Consider the following 24,679-nt stretch of genomic DNA (forward strand, 5'->3'; position numbering starts at 1 on the left):
GCGGGAGGGCTGGCAGCCGGCGTCGTCTTTCCTTTCAGGAGGTCATGTATGCGCGCTGTGCGAAAGCTGCCACCGGCAGGATATATTCACAAACATCGACAGCCCCTAGTAACATGGCGCGATTTGTCGGGGATATCGCGATGCTGGAAACGCTGGCAGAGATCAGGAATGCGGCCATCCGGCTGCTGGCCCGGCGCGAGCAAAGTCGCCAGGAGCTGCGGCAGAAGCTGGGCGCGCGCTGCGATGAGGTGCTGTTGGAACAGGCGCTGGATGCGCTGGAGGCGGACGGCTATCTCAGCGATGCCCGTTTTGCCGCCAGTTATCTGCGCAGCAAGGCCGGCCAGGGATTCGGTCCGATGCGGATACGCGCGGATCTGGGGCGCAAGGGTATCGGCAGCGATCTCTGGCAGCAGGCGCTGGACGAAGAGCCTGTGGACTGGTTCGCGCAGGCCCGGGATCTGGCCCGCCGGCGCTTCGCGCCTGTGGCACGGGATGACCGCCAGACCTGGGCCAAGCGCATGCGTTACCTCACAGGGCGCGGCTACAGTCCCGATCAGGCGCGCTACGCGCTCGAAGCGGACGAGGACGACTGAGCGGGCAATGTCCAGTCCGGGCGGCCCGAAATCGGAAAAAAGGTCGTACAATAAACGCCCGTGTTCTATACTATCTCGCCTTTTTTCGCCCGGTTTTCACAGTCGGGCCGGATTTCCAGTCGAGCAACCAACCACCCGTAACGGTTCGTGCTAATGAAATACATGACGAGTGCCGAGATTCGCCAGGCTTTCCTGGATTACTTCAAACAGCAGGGCCATGAAGTCGTGCCCACGAGCCCGCTGATTCCCGCGAACGACCCGACCCTGCTGTTCACCAACGCGGGCATGGTGCAGTTCAAGGATGTGTTTCTCGGTGACGACAAGCGCGACTACAGTCGCGCCACGACCGCACAGCGCTGCGTGCGCGCCGGCGGCAAGCACAACGACCTGGAAAACGTCGGCTATACCGCGCGCCACCATACCTTCTTCGAGATGCTGGGCAACTTCAGCTTCGGCGATTACTTCAAGCCGGAGGCGATCCGTTTTGCCTGGACGCTGCTGACCGAAGTTTTCCAACTGCCGAAGGAACGCCTCTGGGTCACCGTGCATCACAGCGATGATGAAGCCGAGCGCATCTGGAAGGAGGATATCGGCGTCGATCCGGAGCGTTTCTCCAGACTCGACGAGGACAACTTCTGGGCCATGGGCGACACCGGTCCCTGCGGTCCCTGTACCGAAATCTTCTTCGATCACGGCCCCGAAGTGGCCGGTGGTCCTCCGGGCAGCCCGGACGAGGACGGCGACCGCTACATCGAGATCTGGAACGTGGTCTTCATGCAGTACAACCGCTCCGCCGACGGCGAGATGACGCCGCTGCCGCGCCCGTCCGTGGATACCGGTATGGGGCTCGAGCGTATCGCCGCGGTGCTGCAGGGCGTGCACAGCAACTACGAGATCGATCTGTTCCAGAACCTGCTCAAGGCCGCCGCCGCCGCTGTCGGCACCGACGATCTGAACAGCAAGTCGCTGCGCGTCATTGCCGACCATATCCGGTCCTGCTCCTTCCTTATTACCGATGGCGTGCTGCCGTCCAACGAAGGACGCGGCTACGTGCTGCGCCGCATCATCCGCCGTGCCATCCGTCACGGCAACAAACTCGGCGCGCGCGAGCCGTTCTTCCACAAGCTGGTCGCGGCGCTGGTGGCGGAGATGGGCGAGGCTTATCCGGAGCTGGCGAAGCAGCAGGATCAGGTGGAGCGCGTGCTGCTGAAAGAAGAGCAGCAGTTCGCCCGCACCCTGGATAACGGCATGCGCCTGCTGCAGCAGGCGATCGACGAACTCGACGGCAAGGTCATTCCGGGCGAGACCCTGTTCCGTCTCTACGATACCTACGGATTCCCGGTCGACCTGACCGCCGACGTGGCGCGCGAGCATGGCTTTGGCGTCGACATGGACGGCTTCGAGCAGGCGATGGCGGAGCAGCGCGAGCGTGCCCGCGCCACCGGCGCCTTCTCGGTCGACTACAACGACAAGCTGGACCTCGAGGGCGAGACCGCTTTCAGCGGCTACGAGCTGCTCGAGGACAGCGCCTCCGTGGTGGCGCTGTTCCGCGACGGCGAGGCGGTCAACCAGCTGTCCGCCGGCGAGTCCGGCATCGTGGTGCTCTCCAAGACGCCGTTCTACGGCGAGTCCGGTGGCCAGGTCGGCGATAGCGGCGTACTGCGCTGGGATCGCGGTGAGTTCGCCGTGGCCGACTGCACCAAGGAAGGCAAGAATCATCTGCATCACGGCAGCGTCCGTGAGGGCGTGCTGAAGGTTGGCGACAAGGTGGCCACCGAGGTCGATCGCAAGCGCCGTCAGGCCACCGCGCTGAACCACTCCGCCACCCACCTGCTGCACGAGGCGCTGCGTCGCGTGCTCGGCGAACACGTGCTGCAGAAGGGCTCGCTGGTTAACCCCGAGCGCCTGCGCTTCGACTTCACCCATTTCGAAGCGATGACGCCGGAGCAGATCCGCGAAGTCGAGCAGATGGTCAATGACCAGATCCGCGCCAACAGCGCGGTCGAGACCGAGGTCATGGACATCGAGGCGGCCAAGGAGAAGGGCGCGATGGCGCTGTTCGGCGAGAAGTACGACCAGCAGGTGCGGGTACTGTCGATGGGCTCCGACAACTTCTCCACCGAGCTCTGCGGCGGCACTCACGTCAAGCGCACCGGTGACATCGGCATGCTCAAGGTCGTTGCAGAGAGCGGTATCGCCTCGGGCGTGCGCCGTATCGAAGCAGTGACCGGCACCGGCGCCGAAGCCTACGTCGGTCATCTCGAGAGCACCTGCAGCGAGATTGCCAGCCTGACCCGCGGCAGCCGCGATAACCTGACCGACAAGGTCCGCGGCATGGCCGAGCGCAATCGTCAGCTGGAAAAGGAACTGGAGCAGCTCAAGGGCAAACTGGCCAGTCTGCAGGGCGGCGAACTGGTCGGCAAGGCAGTCGAGATCAAGGGCGTCAAGGTGCTGGTCGAGAAGCTCGAGGGTGTCGAGCCCAAGGCGCTGCGCGACACCCTCGATCAGCTCAAGAACAAACTCGGCAGTGGCGTGGTGGTGCTGGCCGTGGCGCAGGACGACAAGGTCAGTCTGGCCGCGGGCGTCACCAAGGATCTGACCGGCCGCGTCAAGGCCGGAGACCTGATTCGCGAGCTGTCCGCCAGGGTCGGCGGCAAGGGCGGCGGTCGCCCGGATATGGCGCAGGGCGGTGGCAGCGACGTGGCTGCCCTGCCGGCGGCGCTGGAAGCGGTGCCGTCACTGCTCGAGGCGGCACTCTAAAAGCCAGTTAACAGTTTACAGACAACAGAAACGTAGGATGGGTTAGCCGCCACGTCGGTATATCCTGCCGATTGGCACTCGTGTGTGATGGCGGCGTAACCGCCAGGGATGGCGGGAATCCCGAAAACGCAGGAGCGGCTTGTCGGGTAACCCATCATAGGCGCCGAAGGCGACTTGATGTCCGTCCGCTGCGGGGCCTTTACAAGGAACTGAGGAAAAATGGCTCTATTCGTACAGAAATACGGCGGGACGTCCGTTGGTACCGTAGAACGAATCGAAATGGTCGCTGACAAGGTCAAGCGCTTCCGTGACGAAGGGCACGATCTGGTGGTGGTGGTCTCGGCCATGAGCGGTGAAACCAACCGCCTGATCGGCCTGGCCAACGCCATTCAGGAGACGCCGAGTCCGCGTGAGCTGGACGTGCTGGTCTCGACCGGCGAGCAGGTTACCATCGCGCTGCTTTGTATGGCGCTGGAAAAACGCGGCGTCAGCGCCCGTTCCTACACCGGCAGTCAGGTGAAAATCCTGACCGACAGCGCCCACACCAAGGCGCGAATTCAGGATATCGAGGTCGAAGGCATGCGCCGTGACCTGGCGGCGGGCCGCGTGGTCGTGGTCGCCGGCTTCCAGGGCGTCGATGATCACGGCAACATCACCACCCTGGGGCGTGGCGGATCCGATACCACCGGCGTGGCGCTGGCGGCGGCGCTGAAAGCCGACGAATGTCAGATTTATACCGACGTCGACGGTGTCTACACCACCGACCCGCGGGTGGTTGAAGACGCGACCCGTCTCGACAAGATTACCTTCGAGGAAATGCTGGAAATGGCCAGCCTTGGCTCGAAGGTGTTGCAGATCCGCTCGGTGGAGTTCGCCGGCAAGTACAAAGTGCCGCTGCGCGTGCTGCACAGTTTCCAGGACGGCCCTGGCACCCTGATTACCATAGAGGATGAGGATACAGTGGAAAAACCAGTTATCTCCGGTATCGCTTTCAACCGCGACGAAGCGAAACTGACCGTTATGGGCGTTCCCGATATTCCCGGTGTCGCCTCCCGCATTCTCGGTCCGATCAGTCGCGCCAACATCGAAGTCGACATGATCGTGCAGAACATCGCCGACGATCGCACCACCGACTTCACCTTTACCGTGCACCGCAACGACTTCGTCAAGGCGCAGGATATTCTGAGGCAGGTTTGCACCGAGCTTGGCGCGCGCGAGGTGCTGGGTGACAACAAGATTGCCAAGGTCTCGATCGTGGGCGTCGGCATGCGTTCACACGCCGGTGTCGCCAGCAAGATGTTCGATGCCCTGGCGCAGGACAATATCAATATCCAGATGATATCGACGTCCGAAATCAAGGTTTCGGTAGTCATCGCCGAGAAGTATCTTGAGCTTGCCGTGCGCGGTCTGCACTCCGCATTCGAGCTCGACAAGGCCGATACCGTCAGCGAATAGTGACGTCGTTGAAGTAGGCTATAGTTAATTCAGCCTCAACCGACCCGGATTATGCAAGAGGGGAGCCATAAGGGCTCCCCACTGGGCAGGGGGTCCCGAACTTTCCGTCAGGCTGTGGAGCCATGGGGGTATGGAACCGGCGGAAGGTTCTGAGAAAAGCGGCTGGCCGACGATCCACGGGCCTGCAGTACCAGGAAAGCTTAAGGAGATCCGACAGATGTTGATTCTAACCCGTCGTGTGGGTGAAACCCTGATGGTCGGCGACGACGTCACCGTTACCGTGCTGGGCGTCAAGGGGAACCAGGTCCGCATCGGTGTCAATGCACCGAAGGATGTCTCCGTGCATCGCGAAGAGATTTATCAGCGCATCCAGCGCGAGAAATCCGGCGATAACCCGGAGCAGGAATAAAAAGTTTAATTTCCCCTTTTCTTTTTAAAATCAGTCCTATATAGTACGCCCCGTTGTCGCGGTGAGATGGCCGAGTGGCTGAAGGCGCACCCCTGCTAAGGGTGTATACCTCCTGGGTATCGAGGGTTCGAATCCCTCTCTCACCGCCATTTTCTGAAGGCGCCCGTAGCTCAGCTGGATAGAGTACCTGGCTACGAACCAGGCGGTCGCACGTTCGAATCGTGCCGGGCGCGCCACTTCTGAGAAGAAGCGGATAGAGTACCTGGGCTCTCATGAGCTCCGCGGTACCAGGCGGTCGAAGGTTTAAACCTTCCAGACTCGCAACTTTGGAAAATGACTTTGAAGCTCCGGGGATCCAGGCGGTCACCGAAGCGGAAAAAGACCAGACAACAATCCCCCAGGGGAATCAGGAAGCGCCCGTAGCTCAGCTGGATAGAGTACCTGGCTACGAACCAGGCGGTCGCACGTTCGAATCGTGCCGGGCGCGCCACTTAGAAAGAAGTGGTCAACTTTCCTGAATAGTCCTCATACCTGATACGCGCCCGTAGCTCAGCTGGATAGAGTACCTGGCTACGAACCAGGCGGTCGCACGTTCGAATCGTGCCGGGCGCGCCACTTCTTTTAAAGAAGGCAGTAAAGCTTCCACAGCTTCCACAGCATCCACCCATCTATTCGAACATGTAGGATGGGCTGAGCGATGCATCCGCAGGAATTCTAACGTTACCCTGATCTTCGGGCATCGCGAACCCCGTCATATCGATCGCCTTACAGATCGATGGGTATCGGCTGGCACATTCCCGAGCCTGTATGAACCCGTGGCTCAGCTGGATAGAGTACCTGGGCTTTGACAGCCGCAGGCGCTACCAGGCGGTCGCACGTTCGAATCGTGCCGGGCGCGTCACATCCTTTAAAGAAGGCAGTAAAGCTTCCACAGCATCCACCCATCTATTCGAACATGTAGGATGGGCTGAGCGATGCATCCGCAGGAATTCTAACGTTACCCTGATCTTCGGGCATCACGAACCCCGTCATATCGATCGCATTACAGATCGATGAGTATCGGCTGTCACATTCCCGAGCCTGTATGAACCCGTGGCTCAGCTGGATAGAGTACCTGGGCTTTGACAGCCGCAGGCGCTACCAGGCGGTCGCACGTTCGAATCGTGCCGGGCGCGCCACTTCTGAAAGAAGCCTGATAAGCTTGCATAACGAAGCGGTTAAATTCCTCGTTTTCCCACATCTGTAAGCACCGGTAACGTAGGACGGGCTGAGCGATGCATCCGCAGGAATTCTAACGTTACCCTGATCTTCGGGCATCGCGAACCCCGTCATATCGATCGCATTACAGATCGATGGCTATCGTCTGGCACGAAAAGCTGTTGGGTTCACTTGAAATTGCTCCTGCAGTTCAAGTATTCCCGTCGTCCCTGACGGTTATGTGGCTGCGCCACTTCACCCAACCTACCCGACGCCACATCACGAACCCCGTCATATCGATCGCATTCCAGATCGATGGGTATCGGCTGGCACGAAAAGCTGTTGGGTTCACTTGAGATTGCTCCTGCAGTTCAAGTATTCCCGTCGTCCCTGGCGGTTACGTGGCTGCGCCACTTCACCCAACCTGCCCGACACCGCGTCAGCGAATGCCCTTCGAACCCCGTCTTTGCATCTGCGGCGCTAGAGTACCGGTGCAGCAAGCCGCGAGAGGTTCACCGCCAGGCGCCACCAGAAGGGTTTCTGCGTCACTGCCTCAGGGTCGATGAGTTCCGAGTGGGCGAAGTCGGCTTCGAACATGCGTGCCATCTGTGCGGCGAATGCAGGGTCTCTGATCAGTGCCGTGACTTCGAAATTCAGACGAAAGGACCTGTTGTCGAAGTTGGCGGTGCCGATGGTCGATATTTCGTCATCGATCAGCATTACCTTCTCGTGCAGGAAACCCGGCGTGTAGGCATAAAAGCGGATCCCCAGGCCTTTCAGGTGATCCATATAATGGAAGGCTGCCAGGAACACCGGCAGGCTGTCCGCCTTGCCGGTGGTGATGATACGCACATCGACGCCTCTGAGGGCTGCCAGTTCCAGTGCCTTGAGTATGGCTTCGTCGGGCACGAAGTAGGGAGCCGAGAGCCAGATGCGCTCCTGCGCCGACTGCAGGGCAGCCACGAACATCAGTCCGGCGGTTTCGAGACGCTGGGATGGCGACGAGGCGATGATCATCGCCTGGAGATTGTCGTCCGGTGCGGCTGCCGGTTCCCAGTTCAACCTGGGAATGCGTCTTGTCGCCCAGTACCAGTCCGCGAGCAGTACGGCCTGCAGTTGTTGCACGACCGGACCTCGCAGTTTGACGTGGGTATCGCGCCAGGGACTGAACTCGGGGTCCCGCCCCAGGTATTCGTCGCCGATATTATGGCCCCCGACCCAGGCGCTGCGCCCGTCGACAACGACCATCTTGCGATGATTGCGGAAATTGAGCTGAAAGCGGTTTTTCTGCCCCTGAGTGGGTTTGAAAGAACTGACCTCGACGCCGGCGGACCTGAGTGCCTCCAGGTAGCGCTCCGGCAGGCCCTTGCTGCCGACTTCGTCATACAGCAGATGCACGCGCACGCCGGCGCTCGCCCGTTCGATCAGCGCCTGCTGGATACGTCTGCCGAGTCCGTCGTCGTGGATCATGTAGAACTGAATCAGGATGTAATCCCTGGCATCGGCAATGCCCGCCACTATGCTGTCGAAGGTCGCATCGCCGTCGATCAGCAGCTGCGCGCTGTTGCCACCGGTCAGTTCGGTGCGGGACAGCTGACGTATCGCCCGGTGCATGCCTTTGCGGCTCTGCACCTCGATCTTCCAGGGTTCGAGTCCCTTGGCGAACTCGGCCAGCAGGCCGTCGATTTCGTCCTTGTTCTGCTCGTAGGCTTCGACCATGCCCGAAAATTTGCTGCGACCCAAGACCCAGTAGGCAGGTACCGCGACAAACGGAATCGAGACCAGTGAGATGGACCAGGCGATGGCGCCCTGGGCGGTGCGCGTGGTCATGATAGAGTCGATGGCGCTGAATAGGCCGGCCAGGTAGAACAGCGTGACTAAGGCGGCGATCATGCGACTTTTCCTTATCCTCAACCGGTATTCCATTCTTTTTCGCCGCGCAGGCGGCGTACAGGTGCCGGGTTTCGTTCGCCCCGGGTTATAGAGCCCCTTCAGTGTAGTCGCTGACCCGAATCGCTGGCCTGGCCCGCATGCCTGCCTGCAGGCGGTTGCCATGCAATTCGACTATTCTCATCTGAGCTGCACGGTTGGCGGCAGGGAGGAAAGATAATTTGCGGAAACTGAGAATGTCCGGGCACTGGCACCGGCTGTGCATGGGTTCGGGCGCGGGACTGGTAGCGGTGTCGCTGGCGGCCCTGAGCACTCCGGCACCGGGTTCTGTGATCGAAGACTGGGTTCTGGCTTTCGAACAGAGCGATATCGAGTTTCAGCGCAGTATCTCGAATGCGCCTTTCCCGCCGATCGCCTTTATCGAGGCAACGCACTACGACAACATCGACCTGAGCCTGCGGAATGGTCGCGAACTCAGCTATGACCATTCGTCCATCTCCCAGGCAGCCGGAGTGCCTTTTCTGGTCGGTGATCGGGATGCCTTGTTTGTGGGCGAGTATCTGAGCCGCTCCCGGTTCGAGGCGCGCAGCGCCGGTCGAAAATCTTTCGATGTTCATGCAGTGGGAATTCCTGTCGGCTGGCTGCGTCAGGCTTCGCCCGCGTGGCAACTGACAGGCTTCGTCATGCCGCTGGGGCACAAGGCCAGTCTCGACGGCGCTTCCTGGGAGTGGGAGTACATGGGAGGCGCCTTTGCGCGCTATGTCCAGAACGACCGGCTCTGGTGGGCCGCCGGCTTCTTTGCCGATGTGGGTCCCGGTGATGACATGGTGTTGCCCTACATGGGCGCATCCTGGGCCATTTCCGAACAGTGGCTGCTGAGCGCGGTGATGCCCTGGCCCGGCATTAGCTGGGCGCCGTCCGGCGATGCCTTCGTGCGCCTGGGGATATCGCCATCCGGTACCAGCTGGTCGCTGCAGGATGACCAGAACGATCTGTCGTTCGAACTCGATGCCTGGGACTTCGGGCTGAGTGCTGGCCGGCGCCTCGGCGGCAACCTCTGGGGACGAGTCGAAGCCGGTGTCGGTGGCCTGCAGGGGCTCAGTATCAGCAATGACAGTGTCCACGAGCCGGAATTCGAACTCGACAGCAGCCCCTACCTCAGCCTCGGTCTCGAGTTCCGTCCCTGAGATATAATGAGTACTTACTGCCCGCCGGTCGTATCAATGGCGCCGCACATCCATTCACCGGATGATCCCAGGAGGTCAGAATGATGCTTCGACTGACCGCGATGGCCGCGCTGGCCGTCGCTTCTACACCGCTGCAGGCAGCGCCGGACATACCCGAGGGACAGGTCGTGATCGACAGCGCCGCCGAGGCGGTGCTGCTCGATGCCTGCGCCTGGCTGAGGGATGCGCAGAGCTTCAGTGTTCAGGTCGATATCGGCTTCGATGAAATTACCACCGACGGTGCCCGCGTCGAGTACCATCGCCAGGACGTTGTCGCTCTGAATCGTCCCAATCATCTGCGCATCGAGGTCGAGGGAGACCAGGGCCGACGTTCGGTCTATTACGATGGCGAACAGGTCACACTGTACCGGCCCGGCAGCGGTTATTACACCCGTATCGATGCCCCGGACAGCCTCGACGCCACCCTGGATATGGTCCTCAACAGCGGAATCGAGATGCCGTTGAGCGATATGTTCTACAGTCATCCCTGCGCCGGTATCGCCGATCATCTGCGCACCGCCACGTACGGCGGCCTGCACTTTCTCGGCGGCGACAGGTACCACCACCTGCTGCTGACGACCGATGCGGTCGATGTGCAGATGTGGGTCGCCAACGACGAGGTACCCAGCATTCGCAAGGTGGTGATCGCCTACAGCCGGGAGCTCGGCACGCCGCAGTACAGGGCGCTGTTCTCCAACTGGAACTTTGCACCGAACATCGCCGACGACATTTTCCGCTTCGAGCCTTCGGACGGAGACCGTGAGGTGCCGTTCCGTGCCGCTGCAACCGACCCGGAGGAGGCCGAACAATGAATATCGACAGACCCTCGATCCGGCGCCGGAGCCTGAATATCGCCATGAAGGCGGCCCTGGCCGCGATGCTGTTCGTCGGGGCCGGTCCCGGCGGCAACCCCCTGGTGCCGGTCGCAGGCCAGGCCGAAGCCGCGCTACGCGACCGTGTCGGTGCCGACAGGGCGGGGCATGCCAAGGCCAAGCGCAGCAAGATCGACCGCAAACCCAAGGCCGCGAGCGCTCGCAAGGGTTCGGTGAAGAAGGCCAGCAAAGCGCCGCAACGCAAAAAGGTCGACCGCAGCAACTCCGAGATCGGCAAGAAACTCGCGGCCCGGGAAAAGAAACGCGACGTACGCAAGACCCGGCAGATCGAGCGCAGTCCCAATACCAAGAACCGGCAGGAGCTCGGCAAGAAGCTGGCCGCGCACAAGCCGGCGAAGATCAGCCCTGAACGCAAACAGGCACTCGCCGAACGGCGTGACAGTCGCCCGCAGAACCGGCAGGCGAACGAGGATCGTCGGCAGCAGCTGGCGGACCGTTTGCAAAACCGTCCGGGCAATCAGCAGGGCGGTGACCGCGCAAGCCTGGCCGACCGTCTGGAGAACCGTCCGGGCAACCAGCAGGGCGGCGATCGCGGGAGCCTGGCCGACCGTCTGGAGAACCGTCCTGGCAATCAGCAGGGCGGCGATCGCGGGAGCCTTGCCGACCGTCTGGAAAACCGTCCGGGCAACCAGCAGGGTGATGATCGCGGGAATCTGGCCGACAAGCTGGAGGATCGCCAGGACAATCGGGAGGAGCGGCGCGAAGAGCGTGAGAAGCGCAGGGAGGAACGGCGCGAGAATATTGCCGACAACCGCAAGAAGTTTGCCGACAACCGCGAGGATATCCGTGAGGAGCGGCGCGAGGCGCTGGAGGATATTCGCGAGAATCGCCGCGACTTTCTCGAGGAACGTCAGGAGGACCGTCAGGACTTTATCAGGGACATGGCGCACGAGCGCCGGGACCTGTGGGACGATATCTACGACGATCATCATTACTGGGGCCACTACGACCGCTGGGAAAACGATGATGACGACGACTGGTTCTGGGGCTTGTTCGGCGGCGCGGTCGGCTTTGCCATCGGGGCGGCGGTGGCTTCGCCGCCCGAAGGCACGGTGGTGGTGCCCTACCAGAACACGGAGTATCAATACTATGGCGGCGCCTTCTACGAGCCGGCTCCGAGCGGCCAGGGCTACGTGGTGGCGCCGGCGCCGGTCGGTGCGGCTGTGGAGGCGCCGCCAGTCGACTGCACCATCGTATTCAGCCCGAATCCGGACGACCCCGGTTACTGCTATTTCCAGGGAGCATTTTTCGTCTACGACGATCAGGCCGACAACTATGTCGTGGCCGAGCCGGCCGAGGGTACCGAGGTGCCCTACCTGCCGGACGGCTACGAGATCATCACGGTCAACGGCATCGATTACTATCAGCTCGGTCCGACGCTTTACCGCCCCTATATCGCCGGCGACAGCGAAGTCTACGTGGTGGCCGGCGGCTGACCGGCGGTTCGTCGGCAGGGGGAGCACGTCAAGCGACGGCCTCCCCGCGCCGGCGCCCAATCGGGGCGCCGGTAGGGTATAATATGGCCCCTTCCACTGTCCCGTCCCGTTGCTGGTTGTTCGCATGAAATTTATCGTCAAGCTGTTTCCCGAAATCACCATCAAGAGCCGTCCGGTACGCAAGCGCCTGATCCAGCGCCTGAGCACCAACCTGGACGTCATGCTGCGCCGTGTCGATGATGGCATCAAGGTCAGATCCACCTGGGATAGGGTCGACGTGCATTGCAGCAGCGACGCGCTGCGGGACGAGGTGGTCTCGGTACTCAGCCGTACGCCGGGCATCCAGGCCTTCCTCGAGGTGCGGGAATTTCCTCTGGTCGATTTCCACGATGCCTACGAGCGCACGCGCGACGCCTATGCCGATGTCATAAGGGGCAAGACCTTCAAGGTTCGGGTCAAGCGCAGCGGCAAACACGACTTCACCTCGGTGGACATGGAACGCTATATCGGCGGCGGTCTCAACCAGCACACGGAGGCGGCGGGTGTCGATGTGCGCAACCCGGACGTCTACGTCGATCTCGAGGTGCAGCAGGACAAGCTCTTCATCGTCACCGAGCGCCACGCCGGCCTCGGCGGTTTTCCGCTTGGCACCCAGGAACCGGTACTGTCGTTGATCTCCGGCGGTTTCGACTCGGTGGTCGCCTCCTATATGTCGATGCGGCGCGGCTGCAAGACCCACTTCGTGTTCTTCAATCTCGGCGGCCATGCTCACGAGATCGGTGTCAAGCAGGTGGCGCTGTATCTGTGGCAGAAGTATGGCTCCAGCGCCCGGGTGAAGTTCATCACCGTGCCCTTCGAGGAAGTGGTCGGCGAGATCCTGCAGAGCGTGCATCACTCCCATATGGGCGTCATTCTCAAGCGCATGATGCTGCGCTCCGCCGAACGGGTCGCCGATTTCATGAAAATCGATGCGCTGGTGACCGGCGAGAGTATTGCCCAGGTCTCCAGCCAGACGCTGCCGAACCTGGCGATCATCGACCGGGTCACCAACAAGCTGGTCATCCGGCCGCTGGTGACCATGGACAAGCAGGAGATCGTCGATCTGTCGCAGCAGATCGGCACCTTCGACTTCGCCAAGAACATGCCGGAGTACTGCGGCGTGATCTCGGACAGACCCACAACCCGGGCCAAGCTCGAAAGGGTGCTGGAGGAGGAGGAAAACTTCGACTTCGAGGTGCTCGAGCAGGCGCTGAAAAAGGCCCAGGTAATCTCCATCGACGATATCGTCGAAGACGTCAACGCCCACGCTACCGTCGAAGCGCTGACCCGGGTGGCCGACAACCAGGTGATTGTCGACATTCGCGCCGGCCATGAGCAGGAAAGGAAGCCCCTCAACATGCCGGGCTGCGAAGTGCTCTGCATTCCGTTTTTCAAGCTCGACGCCGCAGCCGAGAACTTCGACAGCGACAAGGAATACCTGCTGTACTGCGAGAAAGGCGTGATGAGCCAGATGCAGGCGCATCACCTGCAGGAAAAAGGTTACGGCAACGTTAAGGTTTTCCGCCCGGAAGCCGGCTGACGCGCGGATGTATCGCTCCGGGGCCGTGCTTCGGAGCGAAGATGTCTTTTGCGGTGCACAAGGAGGACTGCGGGGAAGGTTCCCGGTCCTGCGGCAGGCGCAATCGATCACCCCTCTTATAATGCCTGGTATTAATCCTACTATAATCAGGTATAAGCTCTTCTAAATGCTGTCCATAAATTCTATTGTCGACAGTAACCTCCCCTGTTTTTCGGCTTTTGTTTACTATACGTTCGCGTATTACGTGGTTTGATGCGGTTGCATCTGACCTGACTGAAAGGCCTGTTGCTGACTGATACCCCCGGTTTTTCGGGAAATTGCCGCGAAACGCCGGCAAATACCCTCGTCTCGACAGGCATAGAAGGAGCACTCGAATGGAAAACCTGCTCTCGGAAGGCGTTTCTCTCATGGTGTTTGGCATGGGGTTCGTGTTCGTTTTCCTGACGCTGCTGGTATTCGCCACGAGCCTGATGTCCAAGCTGGTGGTGAAATATCAGCCGGCGCCGGAACCTAAACCGTCTGCCCGCAAAGCGGCCAAACCGTCGGCGGGCACCGGCTCCGCCGCGGCCACTAATGACGAGCTGGTCGCCGTGATCAGTGCTGCGGTGCACAAGTACCGGTCCCGTTGATTGCAGCGGAAACGACAAGAATATCTGCATTCACTCGATATAAAGGCCCTTGAACATGTCCGACGCTAAAAAACCTCTAGGCATTACCGACGTAGTGCTGCGTGACGGCCACCAGTCGCTGCTGGCCACACGCATGCGCCTCGACGATATGCTGCCGATTGCCGAGAAACTCGACCAGGTCGGTTACTGGTCGCTGGAAAGCTGGGGTGGCGCCACTTTCGATTCCTGCATCCGCTTTATCGGCGAAGATCCCTGGGAGCGTATCCGCGAACTCAAGAAAGCGATGCCGAATACCCGCCAGCAGATGCTGCTGCGCGGTCAGAACCTGCTCGGTTACCGTCACTACGCCGACGATGTTGTGGCCAAGTTCGTGGAACGCGCCGCGACCAACGGCGTCGACGTCTTCCGCATCTTCGACGCCATGAACGACCCTCGCAATCTGCAGGCTGCGATCAAGGCGGTCAAGGAAACCGGCAAGCACGCCCAGGGCACCATCTCCTATACCACCAGCCCGGTGCACACCATCGACAACTGGGTGGATTACGCCAAGACGCTCGAAGACATGGGTGCAGAATCCATCTGCATCAAGGATATGTCCGGTATTCTGACGCCCTATGACGCCTTCGATCTGGTATCGCGTCTCAAGAGCCAGACCGATCTCGAGGTGCAGCTGCAGTCCCACGCCACCTCGGGCCTTGCCGACATGACGCTGCTGAAGGCGATCGAAGCCGGAATCGACCGGGTCGATACCTCCATCTCGTCGATGTCCATGACCTACGGTCACACCGCGACCGAAACCGTCGTTGCGGCCCTTGCCGGCACCGACCGCGATACCGGTCTGCGGCTGGAGCTGCTGGAAGAGATTGCCGCTTACTTCCGTGCCGTGCGCAAGAAGTACGCACGGTTCGAAGGTTCACTGCGCGGAACCGATTCCCGCATCCTGATCGCTCAGGTTCCGGGCGGCATGCTGACCAACATGGAGAACCAGCTGAAGGAGCAGGGCGCCGCCGACAAGTTCGACGAGGTGCTGGCCGAAATTCCGCGTGTGCGCGAGGACCTGGGTCTGATCCCGCTGGTGACCCCGACGTCGCAGATCGTTGGTACCCAGGCGGTTATCAACGTGCTGATGGGCGAGCGCTACAAGAGTATCTCCAAGGAAGTTCAGGCGATTCTCAAGGGCGAGTATGGCGCGGCGCCGGCACCCTACAATGCCGAACTTCAGGCACGTGTACTGGAAGGCGGCGAAGCGATCACCTGCCGTCCGGCGGACCTGCTCGAACCCGAACTCGACAGGCTGACCGCGGAGCTGCGCAAGCAGGCCCAGGAGAAGGGCATCAGGCTCGCCAGCGGCGGCGACGAGATCGACGACGTTCTGACCTACGCTCTGTTCCCGCAGATCGGCCTTAAATTCCTGGAAAATCGCGGCAACCCCGACGCATTCGAACCTGTACCGACTTTAGAGGACGCTCAGACCATGGCAGCACCGAAGAAAACCGGCCCGGAAGTCTACACCATCACCGTCAATGGCCAGAACTACGTGGTTCAGGTCACCGAGGGTGGCGACGTCTCCGCCATCACGCCGGCGGCACCGGCTGCCACCGCCGCTCCTGCTGCAGCGCCGGCGGGCGAGGGCGAGGAAGTGCCGGCACCGCTGGCCGGCAATATCTGGAAGGTACAGGTCAGCGCCGGCCAGGCCGTGCAGGAAGGTGATGTGCTGGTGATCCTCGAGGCGATGAAGATGGAAACCGAAGTCCGCGCCGCCCGCGCCGGTACCGTGGTAACCGTCGACGTCAAGGAAGGCGATGCCGTCCAGGTGGGCGACTCCCTCCTGACGCTGGCATAAGCGAGGCTCGCCATGGAAAAGCTTTTGACACTGCTGACCGCGTCGGGGATCTACAATATCTCCGCCGGGCAGTTCTTCATGATCCTGATTGGCCTGGGGCTGTTGTTCCTCGCGATTCGCAAGAATTTCGAGCCGCTGCTGCTGGTGCCGATCGGTTTCGGCGGCATCATGGCCAACATCCCGGAAGCGGGACTGGCCTACTCTGCGGTCGAGAACGCGGTTCATTTCGCCAAGCCTGAAGTGCTGCAGTCACTGGCATCGGTGCTGAATATCGGCAGCAGCGACCCCCACGACATCCTGCATGCCTATCACGGATCCAACGCGACCGTGCATGCGGCGGCATCCCTGGCGGCGCAGGATGCCGGTTACAGCAACGGCATGCTGTACAACTTCTACCTGGTGGCGATCGCCTCGGGAGTCGCGCCCTTGCTGATCTTCATGGGCGTCGGCGCCATGACCGACTTCGGTCCGCTGCTGGCCAACCCGAAGACGCTGTTCCTCGGCGCCGCGGCGCAGTTCGGCATCTTCGCCACCGTGCTCGGCGCGGTCGCGTTGACGATGCTCGGATTGATGGACTTCAGCATCCAGGATGCGGCGGCCATCGGCATCATCGGCGGCGCCGACGGTCCGACGGCGATCTATGTGACCAGCCTGCTGGCGCCCCAGCTGCTGGGTGCGATCGCGGTTGCAGCCTACTCCTACATGGCGCTGGTGCCGCTGATTCAGCCGCCGATCATGCGCGCCCTCACCACCGAGGCCGAGCGCAAGATCAAGATGAGCCAGCTGCGTCACGTGTCCAAGACCGAGAAGGTTCTGTTCCCGATCGTGCTGCTGATTCTGGTCGCGTTGCTGCTGCCGGATGCCGCACCGCTGCTGGGCATGTTCTGCTTCGGTAACCTGATGCGCGAGTGTGGCGTCGTCGATCGTCTGAGCGATACCGCCCAGAACGCGCTGATCAACATCGTCACCATCTTCCTGGGCCTGTCGGTCGGCTCCAAGCTGTCCGCCGACAAGTTCCTGGATTTCCAGACGCTGGGCATTCTGCTGCTGGGTATCGTGGCCTTCGGTATCGGTACCGCCTGCGGTGTGCTGATGGCCAAGGTGATGAACAAGATGGCCGGTGGGGATTCCATCAACCCGCTGATCGGCTCCGCCGGCGTGTCGGCAGTGCCGATGGCGGCACGTGTGTCGAACAAGCTGGGTCTGGAAGCCAACGCCCAGAACTTCCTGCTGATGCACGCCATGGGCCCGAACGTCGCCGGCGTTATCGGCTCGGCCGTAGCGGCGGGTGTGATGATCAAGTTCGTCGGTTGATGGTTAAGCGTTACGCGTGACCAGTTACGCGTGACGCGTCACCAACAAAAAGGGCCTTCGGGCCCTTTTTTGCGTTGTCGGGTTACGCGTGACAGGTGACGTGTCATTATTTTCCCGTAACCCGTAACCCGTAACCCGTAACCCGTAACCCGTAACCCGTAACCCGTAACCTTCAATACCCCGCCAACACCTCCAGATGCGCCTGCACCGAAAACGCCAGCGCCACCGGGTTGTAGCCGCCCTCGAGCACCGACACGATGCGGCCCTTGCTGTAGCGCCGGGCGGCATCCATGATCAGGCTGGTCGCCCAGCGGTAGTCTTCCTCGGACAGCTGCAGGTCGGCCATCGGGTCTTCGGCGTGGGCGTCGAAGCCGGCGGATATGAAGATGATGTCCGGCTTGTGCGCCTCGAGCGCCGGCAGCCAGCGTTCCTCGAGGGCGCTGCGAAACAGCGTCGCGGCGCTGAAGGCCGGCAGCGGGCAGTTGACGATATGGTCGCGCCGGATATCGAAATAGCGCTCGGGGTAGTAAGGGTGCTGGAAGGTGGAGCAGACCAGCACTTCGGGTCTGTCCTTGAAGATATCGACGGTGCCGTTGCAGTGGTGCACGTCGAAATCGAGGATCGCCACCCGCCCGATGCCCGGCTGTTGCAGCGCGTGCAGCGCGCCGATAGCGACGTTGTTGAAAAAGCAGAAGCCCATCGGCAGATCGTACTCGGCATGGTGACCGGGTGGGCGCACGGCGCAGAAGGCGTTTTCGTTGCTGCCGCCGATCACCCGGTTGGCGGCGAGTATGGTGGCGCCGGCGGCCAGCGTTGCAGCATGCAGCGAATCGGGGCACAGAGCGGTATCGTCGTCGGTGTAAACAACGCCTTCGCTGGGCTGCATGCGGATCAGACGGGCCTGGTGGAGCTTGGCGTGCGCCAGCTGAATCTGCTCCGGCGTGGCGGCAACCGCTTCGTGCCTATCGAGCTGCTGAATCAGACCGGTACGTTCGAGTACCCGGCCGATCGCGGCCAGCCTGATGGGACTTTCCGGATGCTCCGGCCCCATGTTATGCAGGGTGCAGTCCTGGTGCGAAATATAGGCGGTGGTCATCTTCGGCAACTCTTTTCGTTATTGTCTGCGCGGCAGTGTATCGGATCGCGACACCGATTACCGCTAGTCTAAGGTATCCCGGTGCTGCTGTTTCGCGACCGTTCGCTTTAATTGATCCAGGTCATTTAGCCTTGGCCGGTCGCGGGCTACTATCCCTCTGACAGCATAGAACTGTATTCAGCGCCGAATGTATCACCCTGCATTCGGCGTTTTTTTTGTCGTCATTCCCGCGCCAGCGGGGATCCAGCAGTTCCCGGTGTTTATGGATTCCCGCGTTCGCGGGAATGACGGTGTCTCTAAGGTTTGATGATATTCCCGCAGGGCAGCCTCCCGCCGTCCTTGGCGGTCATGCCGCGGGCGCATGGATGCGTGCGAGCGGCGCCTGTACGGTCTTTCGCGTTTCCTCCAGACTCGCCGCCTTTTATACTCTCGGGATCTCGCCAAGCAATCTGGGATCAATCAGCCGGTGGCAACCAGACGGATCGACTATTCAGACAAGCAGGTCTTGCTCATCGACAGCAGTGGTCATGTTCGATCCGCGATCGTTCACATGCTGCGGCAACTGGGTGTCGACAATATTCGGGCTGTCGGTGTCAATGACCGGGTATTGCAGCTGATCGCCGAGGGCAACTTCGACATCCTGCTGCTCGGCCACAATGGCAGCGATGTGCTGACCGGCGTCCAGATTCTCGAGGAAGCCCGCTACCGGGGCTTTATCAAGGCCAGTGCCTGTTGGGTGTTCATGACCAGTGACGCCAGTCAGGAGCTCGTGCTGCATGCCATCGACAGCCATCCCGATATGCTGCTGACCAAACCCTTTACCATCGAGGATCTGAAGTACCGGCTCGATACGCTGGTCAGGCGCAAGGATCTGCTGCGTCCGGTCGATACCGCTGTGGAGGCCGGCGATCTGGAGACCGCGATCGCGCTGTGCCGTGATCTGGTGAGCCGGCAGGATCCCCTGTACGAGACGGTGCAGCAGGTGCGGGGGCGGCTGCTGATAAAAGCCGGGCGCTATGACGAGGCGAAAGCGCTGTTCGAGAATCGTTTCTGGCAAAGTCAGGACAAGGAGGCCGGATTCCATCTGGCCGAGGCGCTGGCAGGGCTGAGCCGGGTGCGGGATGCGATCGAAGTGCTGCAGGGTCTGGTGGCCCAGTATCCGCTGCTGATCGCGGCTTACGACCTGCTGGCAACATTGCATGAGCGCCTGGGGGAAGTGGACGTCGCGCGGGACGTGCTGCAGGAGGCAACTGCCCGCAGCCCGCTCGGTATCCCCAGGCAGATGGCGCTTGGTCGCGTCGCTACCCAGACCCGCAGCCTCGATACGGCGGAAGGCGCCTATCGCAAATCGATCCAGCTGGGCCAGCGCAGTGTTTACCGCTCGCCGGAACCTTATCTCAGGCTCGCCAACGTCCATCGCCTGGCGCTGCAGGATGCCGACGAGCGGCAGCGTGGGGCTCTGCAGGAAGCTTTTGACCGGGCGCTGAATCAGGCGTCGTTCAATTTTCCCCGCGACGAACGCTGCAAGATCCAGTCGGCGCTGTTGCGCGGCCAGCTGCTGCGGGACAAAGGAGACGAGTCCGGTGCAGAGCGCTGTGAGCGCGAGGCGGAGCACATCAACAGTCAGCTCGAGACGCCGCTCGATCTGAAGCGCGAAGGTTTGCTGCTAAGCGCAGACCCGGTACCGATGCTGGAGCCGGCCCCACCGGCCCCACCGGCCCCGCCGGAGCCTGCGAACCCCGGCAAACGAGACAGCGCCATGAGCGAAAAGGTCAACCGGCTGGGGGTCAAGCACTACATGGCGTCCAAGACGTCGCAGGCGTTTCGCTACTTTGGCCTGGCGATCGAATACGATCCCGCCAACCCCTTTGCGCTGCTGAATCTGGCGCAGTTGTACCTCGAGCTTGCACGGGACAGCGAGAACAAGCGCAAGGAGCGCCTGCGCATGTTCGACCGTTACCTGCGCCTGACATCGCAGCTGCCGCTGCAGGAGCCGGCCCTGAGCCGGCAGCGGCAGCTGCTGGCGCTGCGCCATCAACCTCTGGCGGCATTGCCGGGAGGATGCCTGGCGCCGCTGCTGGGATAGCTGTGAAAAACCGCCTGTGGATAACATCTCTGTTGAGAACGGTGGATTTCATTCACAGAAACCCTGAGCAAGATTGTGAGTATCCTTGGTATAACCGCCGCACAGATGGCTGTAAAGGCCGCCCGCGCGGGCGTTGCAATAGCTGTACAACATTTCGGCCCGGGCAGTGCAAATCCGGCGCGTAAACACCCGGGGCCTGTTCCGGTGCCGAATTTATCCCGAGGTTTTCAACAGCTCTTACGGATCCCGGCGGTTCGCATAAATTCCGCCTGACCGCTACGCTTGAGAAAGGGGCGCCGTCATCATGGTTTCGTGTGCCCGCTTACCCGTTCGTCGCGACCGGGTGATTGCTTGACGACCCTGAATCTCAGAGCCAAAGCAGGCCCGGTGGAACTTGAGTCTCCGCTATCCGGCGACGGGGCAGGTCGAACTGCGGGGACAAGGCTGATCACCGATGGCGCTGGCGCTCGTCTTTTTCATCATCGTTGCCGGATCCGTACTCTTTCACCTGCTCAACCCCTGGCACGCCACCGAGGCGGCGTCGAACTGGGGCAGTATCGATCAGACGCTGTTCCTGACCCTGGTGATCACCGGCGCGTTTTTCGTTGCCATTGGCCTGTTCATCATCGTCGCGCTGATCCGCTACCGCCATCGCGACGGCACCCGGGCTCACTCAGATCCTGAGAGCAGGCGGCTGGAGTGGTGGCTGATCGGCATTACCACTGTTGGAATCGTCGGGCTGCTGGCGCCGGGGCTGGCAATCTACAGCCAGTTCGTCCGGGTACCGGATGACGCCTACGAAGTGGAGGTGGTCGGCCAGCAGTGGCAGTGGGCGTTTCGCTTCCCCGGCGCCGACGGCACGATGGGAGCCTCCGGTATCGACTGGATCGGCGCGGGCAACCCGCTGGGCGTCGACCCCGGGGATCCCGCCGGGCAGGACGATATCATCGTCAGCGGTAACGAACTTCGCCTGCCGAGCGGCAGGTCGGTGAAGATGCTGCTGCGCTCCAAGGATGTGCTGCACAATTTCTACATACCGCAGCTGCGCGCCAAGATGGATATGGTACCGGGGCTGGTGTCCTACTTCTGGTTCGTGCCGACCCGGCCGGGCAGCTTCGAGATACTCTGCGCCGAGTTCTGCGGCGTCGGTCATTACAACATGCGCGGACGACTGCAGGTCGAGGAGCCGGCGGGTTTCGAGCGCTGGCTCGGCGAGCAGCCGACCTTTGCCCAGCTGCAGAGCGAGCAGCGGGGCCAGCCCTCGGATCCACAGGTCGAGCGGGGGCGACAGCTGGCACAGCGCCACGGCTGCGTCGCCTGTCACAGTCTCGATGGCAGCCAGAGCCTGGGGCCGGGGTGGCTGGGGCTTTATGGCAGTCGCGAGACTCTCAGCGATGGTAGCGAGGTAAAGGTGGACGACGCCTACCTGCGCGAGTCGATCCTCGATCCCGCGGCGCGTCTGGTCGAGGGCTATGCGCCGGTGATGACCGCCTACGACCTCGACGAAGCCAGTCTGGAGGCGCTGCTGGCGTTGATCCGGTCGCTGGGATCATCCACTGAAACCCTGGTCGAGACCGGCCGTCAGCTGGCGCAATCGCTGGGATGTCTGGCCTGTCACAGCGTCGACGGCAGTGCATCGCCGGGGCCGGGATGGCAGGGGCTGCTGGGACGCAGCGAAACACTGGCGGACGGTTCCCAAATCAGGGTCGACGAGGCCTACCTGCGCAGCTCCATTCTCGAACCCGGCGCCCAGATTGTCGAAGGGTACAGTCCGATCATGCCGGCCTACGACCTGGATGAGGCGGAGCTCAAGGCCCTGGTCGCTTTCATCGGCGCCCAGTAGGGGAGGAGACAGCATGGCCTATGCGGATCAGGCGGAGCGGGAAGCAGTGCACGAACCCACCGGATTCGTGCGCCGCTATATCTGGAGCCAGGACCACAAGGTGATCGCGGTACAGTACGCGCTCACGGCAATCTTCGTCGGCCTGGTGGCGCTGGTGCTTTCGGCGCTGATGCGCCTGCAGATCGGCTTCCCCGGCAGCCTCGGGTTCATGGACCCGTCGGCCTACTACCAGGCCATGACGATGCACGGCATGATCATGGTGATCTATCTGCTGACTGCACTGTTTCTCGGCGGCTTCGGCAACTATCTGATACCGCTGATGGTCGGGGCCCGGGATATGGTGTTCCCGTACCTCAATATGCTCAGCTACTGGTTCTATCTGCTGTCGGTGCTGGTGCTGCTGGCCAGCTTCTTCGTACCCGGCGGCCCCAGCGGCGCCGGCTGGACCCTCTATCCACCGCAGGCGATAACAGCGGGAACGCCGGGCAGCGAGTGGGGCATCGTGCTGATGCTGGTGTCGCTGGCGATTTTCATCGTCGCCGCCACCATGGGCGGGCTCAACTATGTCACCACGGTGCTGCAGGCCCGTACCCACGGCATGACGCTGTTCCGCATGCCGCTGACCGTCTGGGGCATCTTCATGGCCACGGTGCTGGCGCTGCTGGCGTTTCCGGCGCTGTTCGTCAGCGCGGTGATGATGCTGTTCGACCGCCTGCTGGGCACCAGTTTCTTCATGCCGGAGATGGTGCTGCTGGGGCAGCAGAGCGAGCACAGCGGCGGCAGCCCGATCCTGTTCCAGCACCTGTTCTGGTTCTTCGGCCATCCCGAGGTATACATCGTCGCGTTGCCGGCCTTCGGTCTGGTCTCGGACCTGATCAGCGTGCACGCGCGCAAAAAAATCTTCGGCTATCGCATGATGGTCTGGGCCATCGTCGTCATTGGCGTGCTGAGTTTCGTGGTCTGGGCGCACCATATGTACGTCAGCGGCATGAATCCCTACTTCGGTTTCTTCTTCGCCACCACCACCCTGGTGATCGCGGTGCCGACCGCGCTGAAGGTCTACAACTGGGTGCTGACGATCTGGCGCGGCGACATCCGGCTGACGGTGCCGATGCTGTTCGCCCTGGCCTTCATCCTGACCTTTCTTGTCGGTGGTCTCACCGGCCTGTTCCTCGGCAACGTCATCGTCGACATCCCGCTGTCCGACACCTACTTCGTCGTTGCCCACTTCCACATGGTGATGGGTGTGGCGCCGATTCTCGTGGTGTTCGGCGCCATCTACCACTGGTTTCCCAAAATCACCGGCCGGATGCTCGACGACCGCCTGGGCAAGCTGCATTTCTGGATCACCTTTCTCGGCACCTATGCCATCTATTTCCCGATGCACTACCTCGGTTTTCTCGGTATGCCGCGGCGTTACTACAACTACGACGGCTACGAGTTCATTCCCCAGTCCGCCCACGACCTCAATGCCTTTATCACAGTGGCGGCGCTGATCGTCGGCGTGGCGCAGCTAGTGTTCCTTTTCAACCTGTTTCACAGTGCTTTTCGCGGCCGTCGTTCCGGTCCCAATCCCTGGCGGGCGGCCAGCCTGGAATGGCAGACGCCTCAGACGCCGCCGGCGCACGGTAACTGGGGCGCGAAGTTGCCGGTGGTGTACCGCTGGGCCTACGACTACAGCGTACCGGGGGAGAAACAGGACTTTATTCCACAGACTGTCGCGCCGCAGGAGCTGCAGGGACCCGGAATCGAGCCGGAATCGGAGGTGAAGAGATGAACGAATTGCCGCTGTCGGGCTTTCGGGATAACGCGCTTCCGTCCGAACGCGAGGGCAGAGGCACGGCGATTGCCGGCATGCGTATTTTCCTGACGGTCGTAACGATGCTGTTTCTGCTGTTGCTGATCGCCTTCCTCGCCCGCTCCCAGGGCGGTGACTGGCGTTCGTTGAGCGACCCGACCGCGCCACTGAGCCGGCCCTGGCTGCTGTGGATCAATTCGCTGTTGCTCGGGCTCGGCTGCCTGGCGTTGCAGTGGGCCCGCGTTGCCGGTCGCCATGGTCAGCGAGGCGAAAGCCTGGTGGCCTTCTGGCTCGGAGGCCTCTGCACCCTGGGCTTCATCTTCGGGCAGCTGGGCGCCTGGTGGCAGTTCGAGCTCTGGGGCTACGGCGTTGCCGCCAATCCGGCGAGCAGCTTTTTCTATCTGCTGACCGGACTGCACGGACTGCACCTGGTCGGCGGGCTTTTGGTTTGGGGACTTACGTTGCGAGGCTTTAGCCGGGGAAGGGCGCCGGCACGGCTGCAATTGCGTGTCGAGCTCTGCGCCATCTACTGGCACTACCTGCTCGCGCTCTGGCTGCTGCTGTTCCTGGTGTTGAGCAGCCCGCCCGGGGTCTATAGCGTCATAGCAGCGTTGTGCGGACTGGGGTGAGCC

17 protein-coding genes and 4 tRNA genes are annotated in these 24,679 nt (G+C 61.7%); 19 read left to right on the forward strand and 2 right to left on the reverse strand.

Going from position 1 to position 24,679, the window contains the following annotated elements; translation table 11 throughout:
- Positions 1–140: 140 nt before the first annotated feature.
- The 8 genes from IEX85_RS15755 to IEX85_RS15790 all read left to right on the forward strand — a co-directional run bounded on the left by IEX85_RS15755 (position 141) and on the right by IEX85_RS15790 (position 5,832).
- Positions 141–593 carry a regulatory protein RecX gene (locus IEX85_RS15755; protein WP_188861575.1) on the forward strand — a complete coding sequence of 151 codons (453 nt, stop codon included), beginning with the start codon at positions 141–143 and terminating at the stop codon, positions 591–593.
- Between the two features lie 162 nt (positions 594–755).
- Complete coding sequence (gene alaS, locus IEX85_RS15760) at positions 756–3,353, forward strand: alanine--tRNA ligase (RefSeq protein ID WP_188861737.1); 2,598 nt, start codon at positions 756–758, stop codon at positions 3,351–3,353.
- Positions 3,354–3,572: 219 nt separating this feature from the next.
- Positions 3,573–4,808, forward strand: a complete 1,236-nt coding sequence (locus IEX85_RS15765) for an aspartate kinase (RefSeq protein WP_188861576.1) — start codon at positions 3,573–3,575, stop codon at positions 4,806–4,808.
- A 217-nt stretch (positions 4,809–5,025) separates the two neighbouring features.
- The gene (gene csrA, locus IEX85_RS15770; protein ID WP_188861577.1) at positions 5,026–5,217 is read left to right on the forward strand and encodes a carbon storage regulator CsrA; all 192 of its coding nucleotides are present in this window, start codon (positions 5,026–5,028) and stop codon (positions 5,215–5,217) included.
- Positions 5,218–5,277: 60 nt separating this feature from the next.
- Positions 5,278–5,366, forward strand: a tRNA-Ser gene (locus tag IEX85_RS15775).
- Between the two features lie 10 nt (positions 5,367–5,376).
- A tRNA-Arg gene (locus IEX85_RS15780) sits at positions 5,377–5,453 on the forward strand.
- A gap of 177 nt (positions 5,454–5,630) precedes the next feature.
- Positions 5,631–5,707 (forward strand) — tRNA-Arg (locus IEX85_RS15785).
- 48 nt (positions 5,708–5,755) lie between these two features.
- Positions 5,756–5,832 (forward strand) — tRNA-Arg (locus IEX85_RS15790).
- A gap of 1,062 nt (positions 5,833–6,894) precedes the next feature.
- Here IEX85_RS15790 and cls read toward each other — a convergent pair.
- Entirely contained in the window at positions 6,895–8,307 is a 1,413-nt protein-coding gene (gene cls / locus IEX85_RS15795) for a cardiolipin synthase (RefSeq protein ID WP_229721962.1), read from the reverse strand.
- A 218-nt stretch (positions 8,308–8,525) separates the two neighbouring features.
- Between cls and IEX85_RS15800 the strand changes: the two genes are divergently transcribed.
- The 7 genes from IEX85_RS15800 (at position 8,526) to IEX85_RS15830 (ending at position 17,224) form a co-directional block, all read left to right on the forward strand.
- On the forward strand, positions 8,526–9,491 hold the full coding sequence (locus tag IEX85_RS15800) for a hypothetical protein (RefSeq protein ID WP_229721963.1): 966 nt from the start codon (positions 8,526–8,528) through the stop codon (positions 9,489–9,491).
- Positions 9,492–9,571: 80 nt separating this feature from the next.
- Positions 9,572–10,342, forward strand: a complete 771-nt coding sequence (locus IEX85_RS15805) for a DUF2092 domain-containing protein (protein WP_188861579.1) — start codon at positions 9,572–9,574, stop codon at positions 10,340–10,342.
- On the forward strand, positions 10,339–11,859 hold the full coding sequence (locus IEX85_RS15810; protein WP_188861580.1) for a DUF6515 family protein: 1,521 nt from the start codon (positions 10,339–10,341) through the stop codon (positions 11,857–11,859). Before IEX85_RS15805 ends, IEX85_RS15810 begins: the two co-directional genes overlap by 4 nt.
- A gap of 124 nt (positions 11,860–11,983) precedes the next feature.
- On the forward strand, positions 11,984–13,438 hold the full coding sequence (gene thiI, locus IEX85_RS15815; protein WP_188861581.1) for a tRNA uracil 4-sulfurtransferase ThiI: 1,455 nt from the start codon (positions 11,984–11,986) through the stop codon (positions 13,436–13,438).
- Positions 13,439–13,812: 374 nt separating this feature from the next.
- Complete coding sequence (locus IEX85_RS15820) at positions 13,813–14,067, forward strand: OadG family protein (protein ID WP_188861582.1); 255 nt, start codon at positions 13,813–13,815, stop codon at positions 14,065–14,067.
- Positions 14,068–14,122: 55 nt separating this feature from the next.
- Positions 14,123–15,910 (forward strand): sodium-extruding oxaloacetate decarboxylase subunit alpha, encoded by a 1,788-nt coding sequence (oadA, locus tag IEX85_RS15825; protein WP_188861583.1) that lies wholly within the window; start codon positions 14,123–14,125, stop codon positions 15,908–15,910.
- 12 nt (positions 15,911–15,922) lie between these two features.
- On the forward strand, positions 15,923–17,224 hold the full coding sequence (locus IEX85_RS15830; protein ID WP_188861584.1) for a sodium ion-translocating decarboxylase subunit beta: 1,302 nt from the start codon (positions 15,923–15,925) through the stop codon (positions 17,222–17,224).
- Positions 17,225–17,396: 172 nt separating this feature from the next.
- On the opposite strand, the gene IEX85_RS15835 is transcribed toward IEX85_RS15830, so the two are convergent.
- Complete coding sequence (locus IEX85_RS15835; protein WP_188861585.1) at positions 17,397–18,320, reverse strand: histone deacetylase family protein; 924 nt, start codon at positions 18,318–18,320, stop codon at positions 17,397–17,399.
- Positions 18,321–18,870: 550 nt separating this feature from the next.
- Between IEX85_RS15835 and IEX85_RS15840 the strand changes: the two genes are divergently transcribed.
- From IEX85_RS15840 to IEX85_RS15855, 4 genes are all read left to right on the forward strand, one after another.
- Positions 18,871–20,406 carry a tetratricopeptide repeat protein gene (locus IEX85_RS15840; protein WP_229721964.1) on the forward strand — a complete coding sequence of 512 codons (1,536 nt, stop codon included), beginning with the start codon at positions 18,871–18,873 and terminating at the stop codon, positions 20,404–20,406.
- A gap of 454 nt (positions 20,407–20,860) precedes the next feature.
- On the forward strand, positions 20,861–22,249 hold the full coding sequence (locus IEX85_RS15845) for a cytochrome c oxidase subunit II (RefSeq protein WP_188861587.1): 1,389 nt from the start codon (positions 20,861–20,863) through the stop codon (positions 22,247–22,249).
- Between the two features lie 13 nt (positions 22,250–22,262).
- Complete coding sequence (ctaD, locus tag IEX85_RS15850) at positions 22,263–24,026, forward strand: cytochrome c oxidase subunit I (protein WP_188861588.1); 1,764 nt, start codon at positions 22,263–22,265, stop codon at positions 24,024–24,026.
- Positions 24,023–24,676: a cytochrome c oxidase subunit 3 gene (locus IEX85_RS15855; RefSeq protein ID WP_188861589.1), complete on the forward strand. Its 654-nt coding sequence runs from the start codon at positions 24,023–24,025 to the stop codon at positions 24,674–24,676. Before ctaD ends, IEX85_RS15855 begins: the two co-directional genes overlap by 4 nt.
- Positions 24,677–24,679: the final 3 nt, after the last annotated feature.

Source organism: Marinobacterium nitratireducens (assembly GCF_014645375.1).
Taxonomy (GTDB): Bacteria; Pseudomonadota; Gammaproteobacteria; order Pseudomonadales; family Balneatricaceae; genus Marinobacterium_A; species Marinobacterium_A nitratireducens.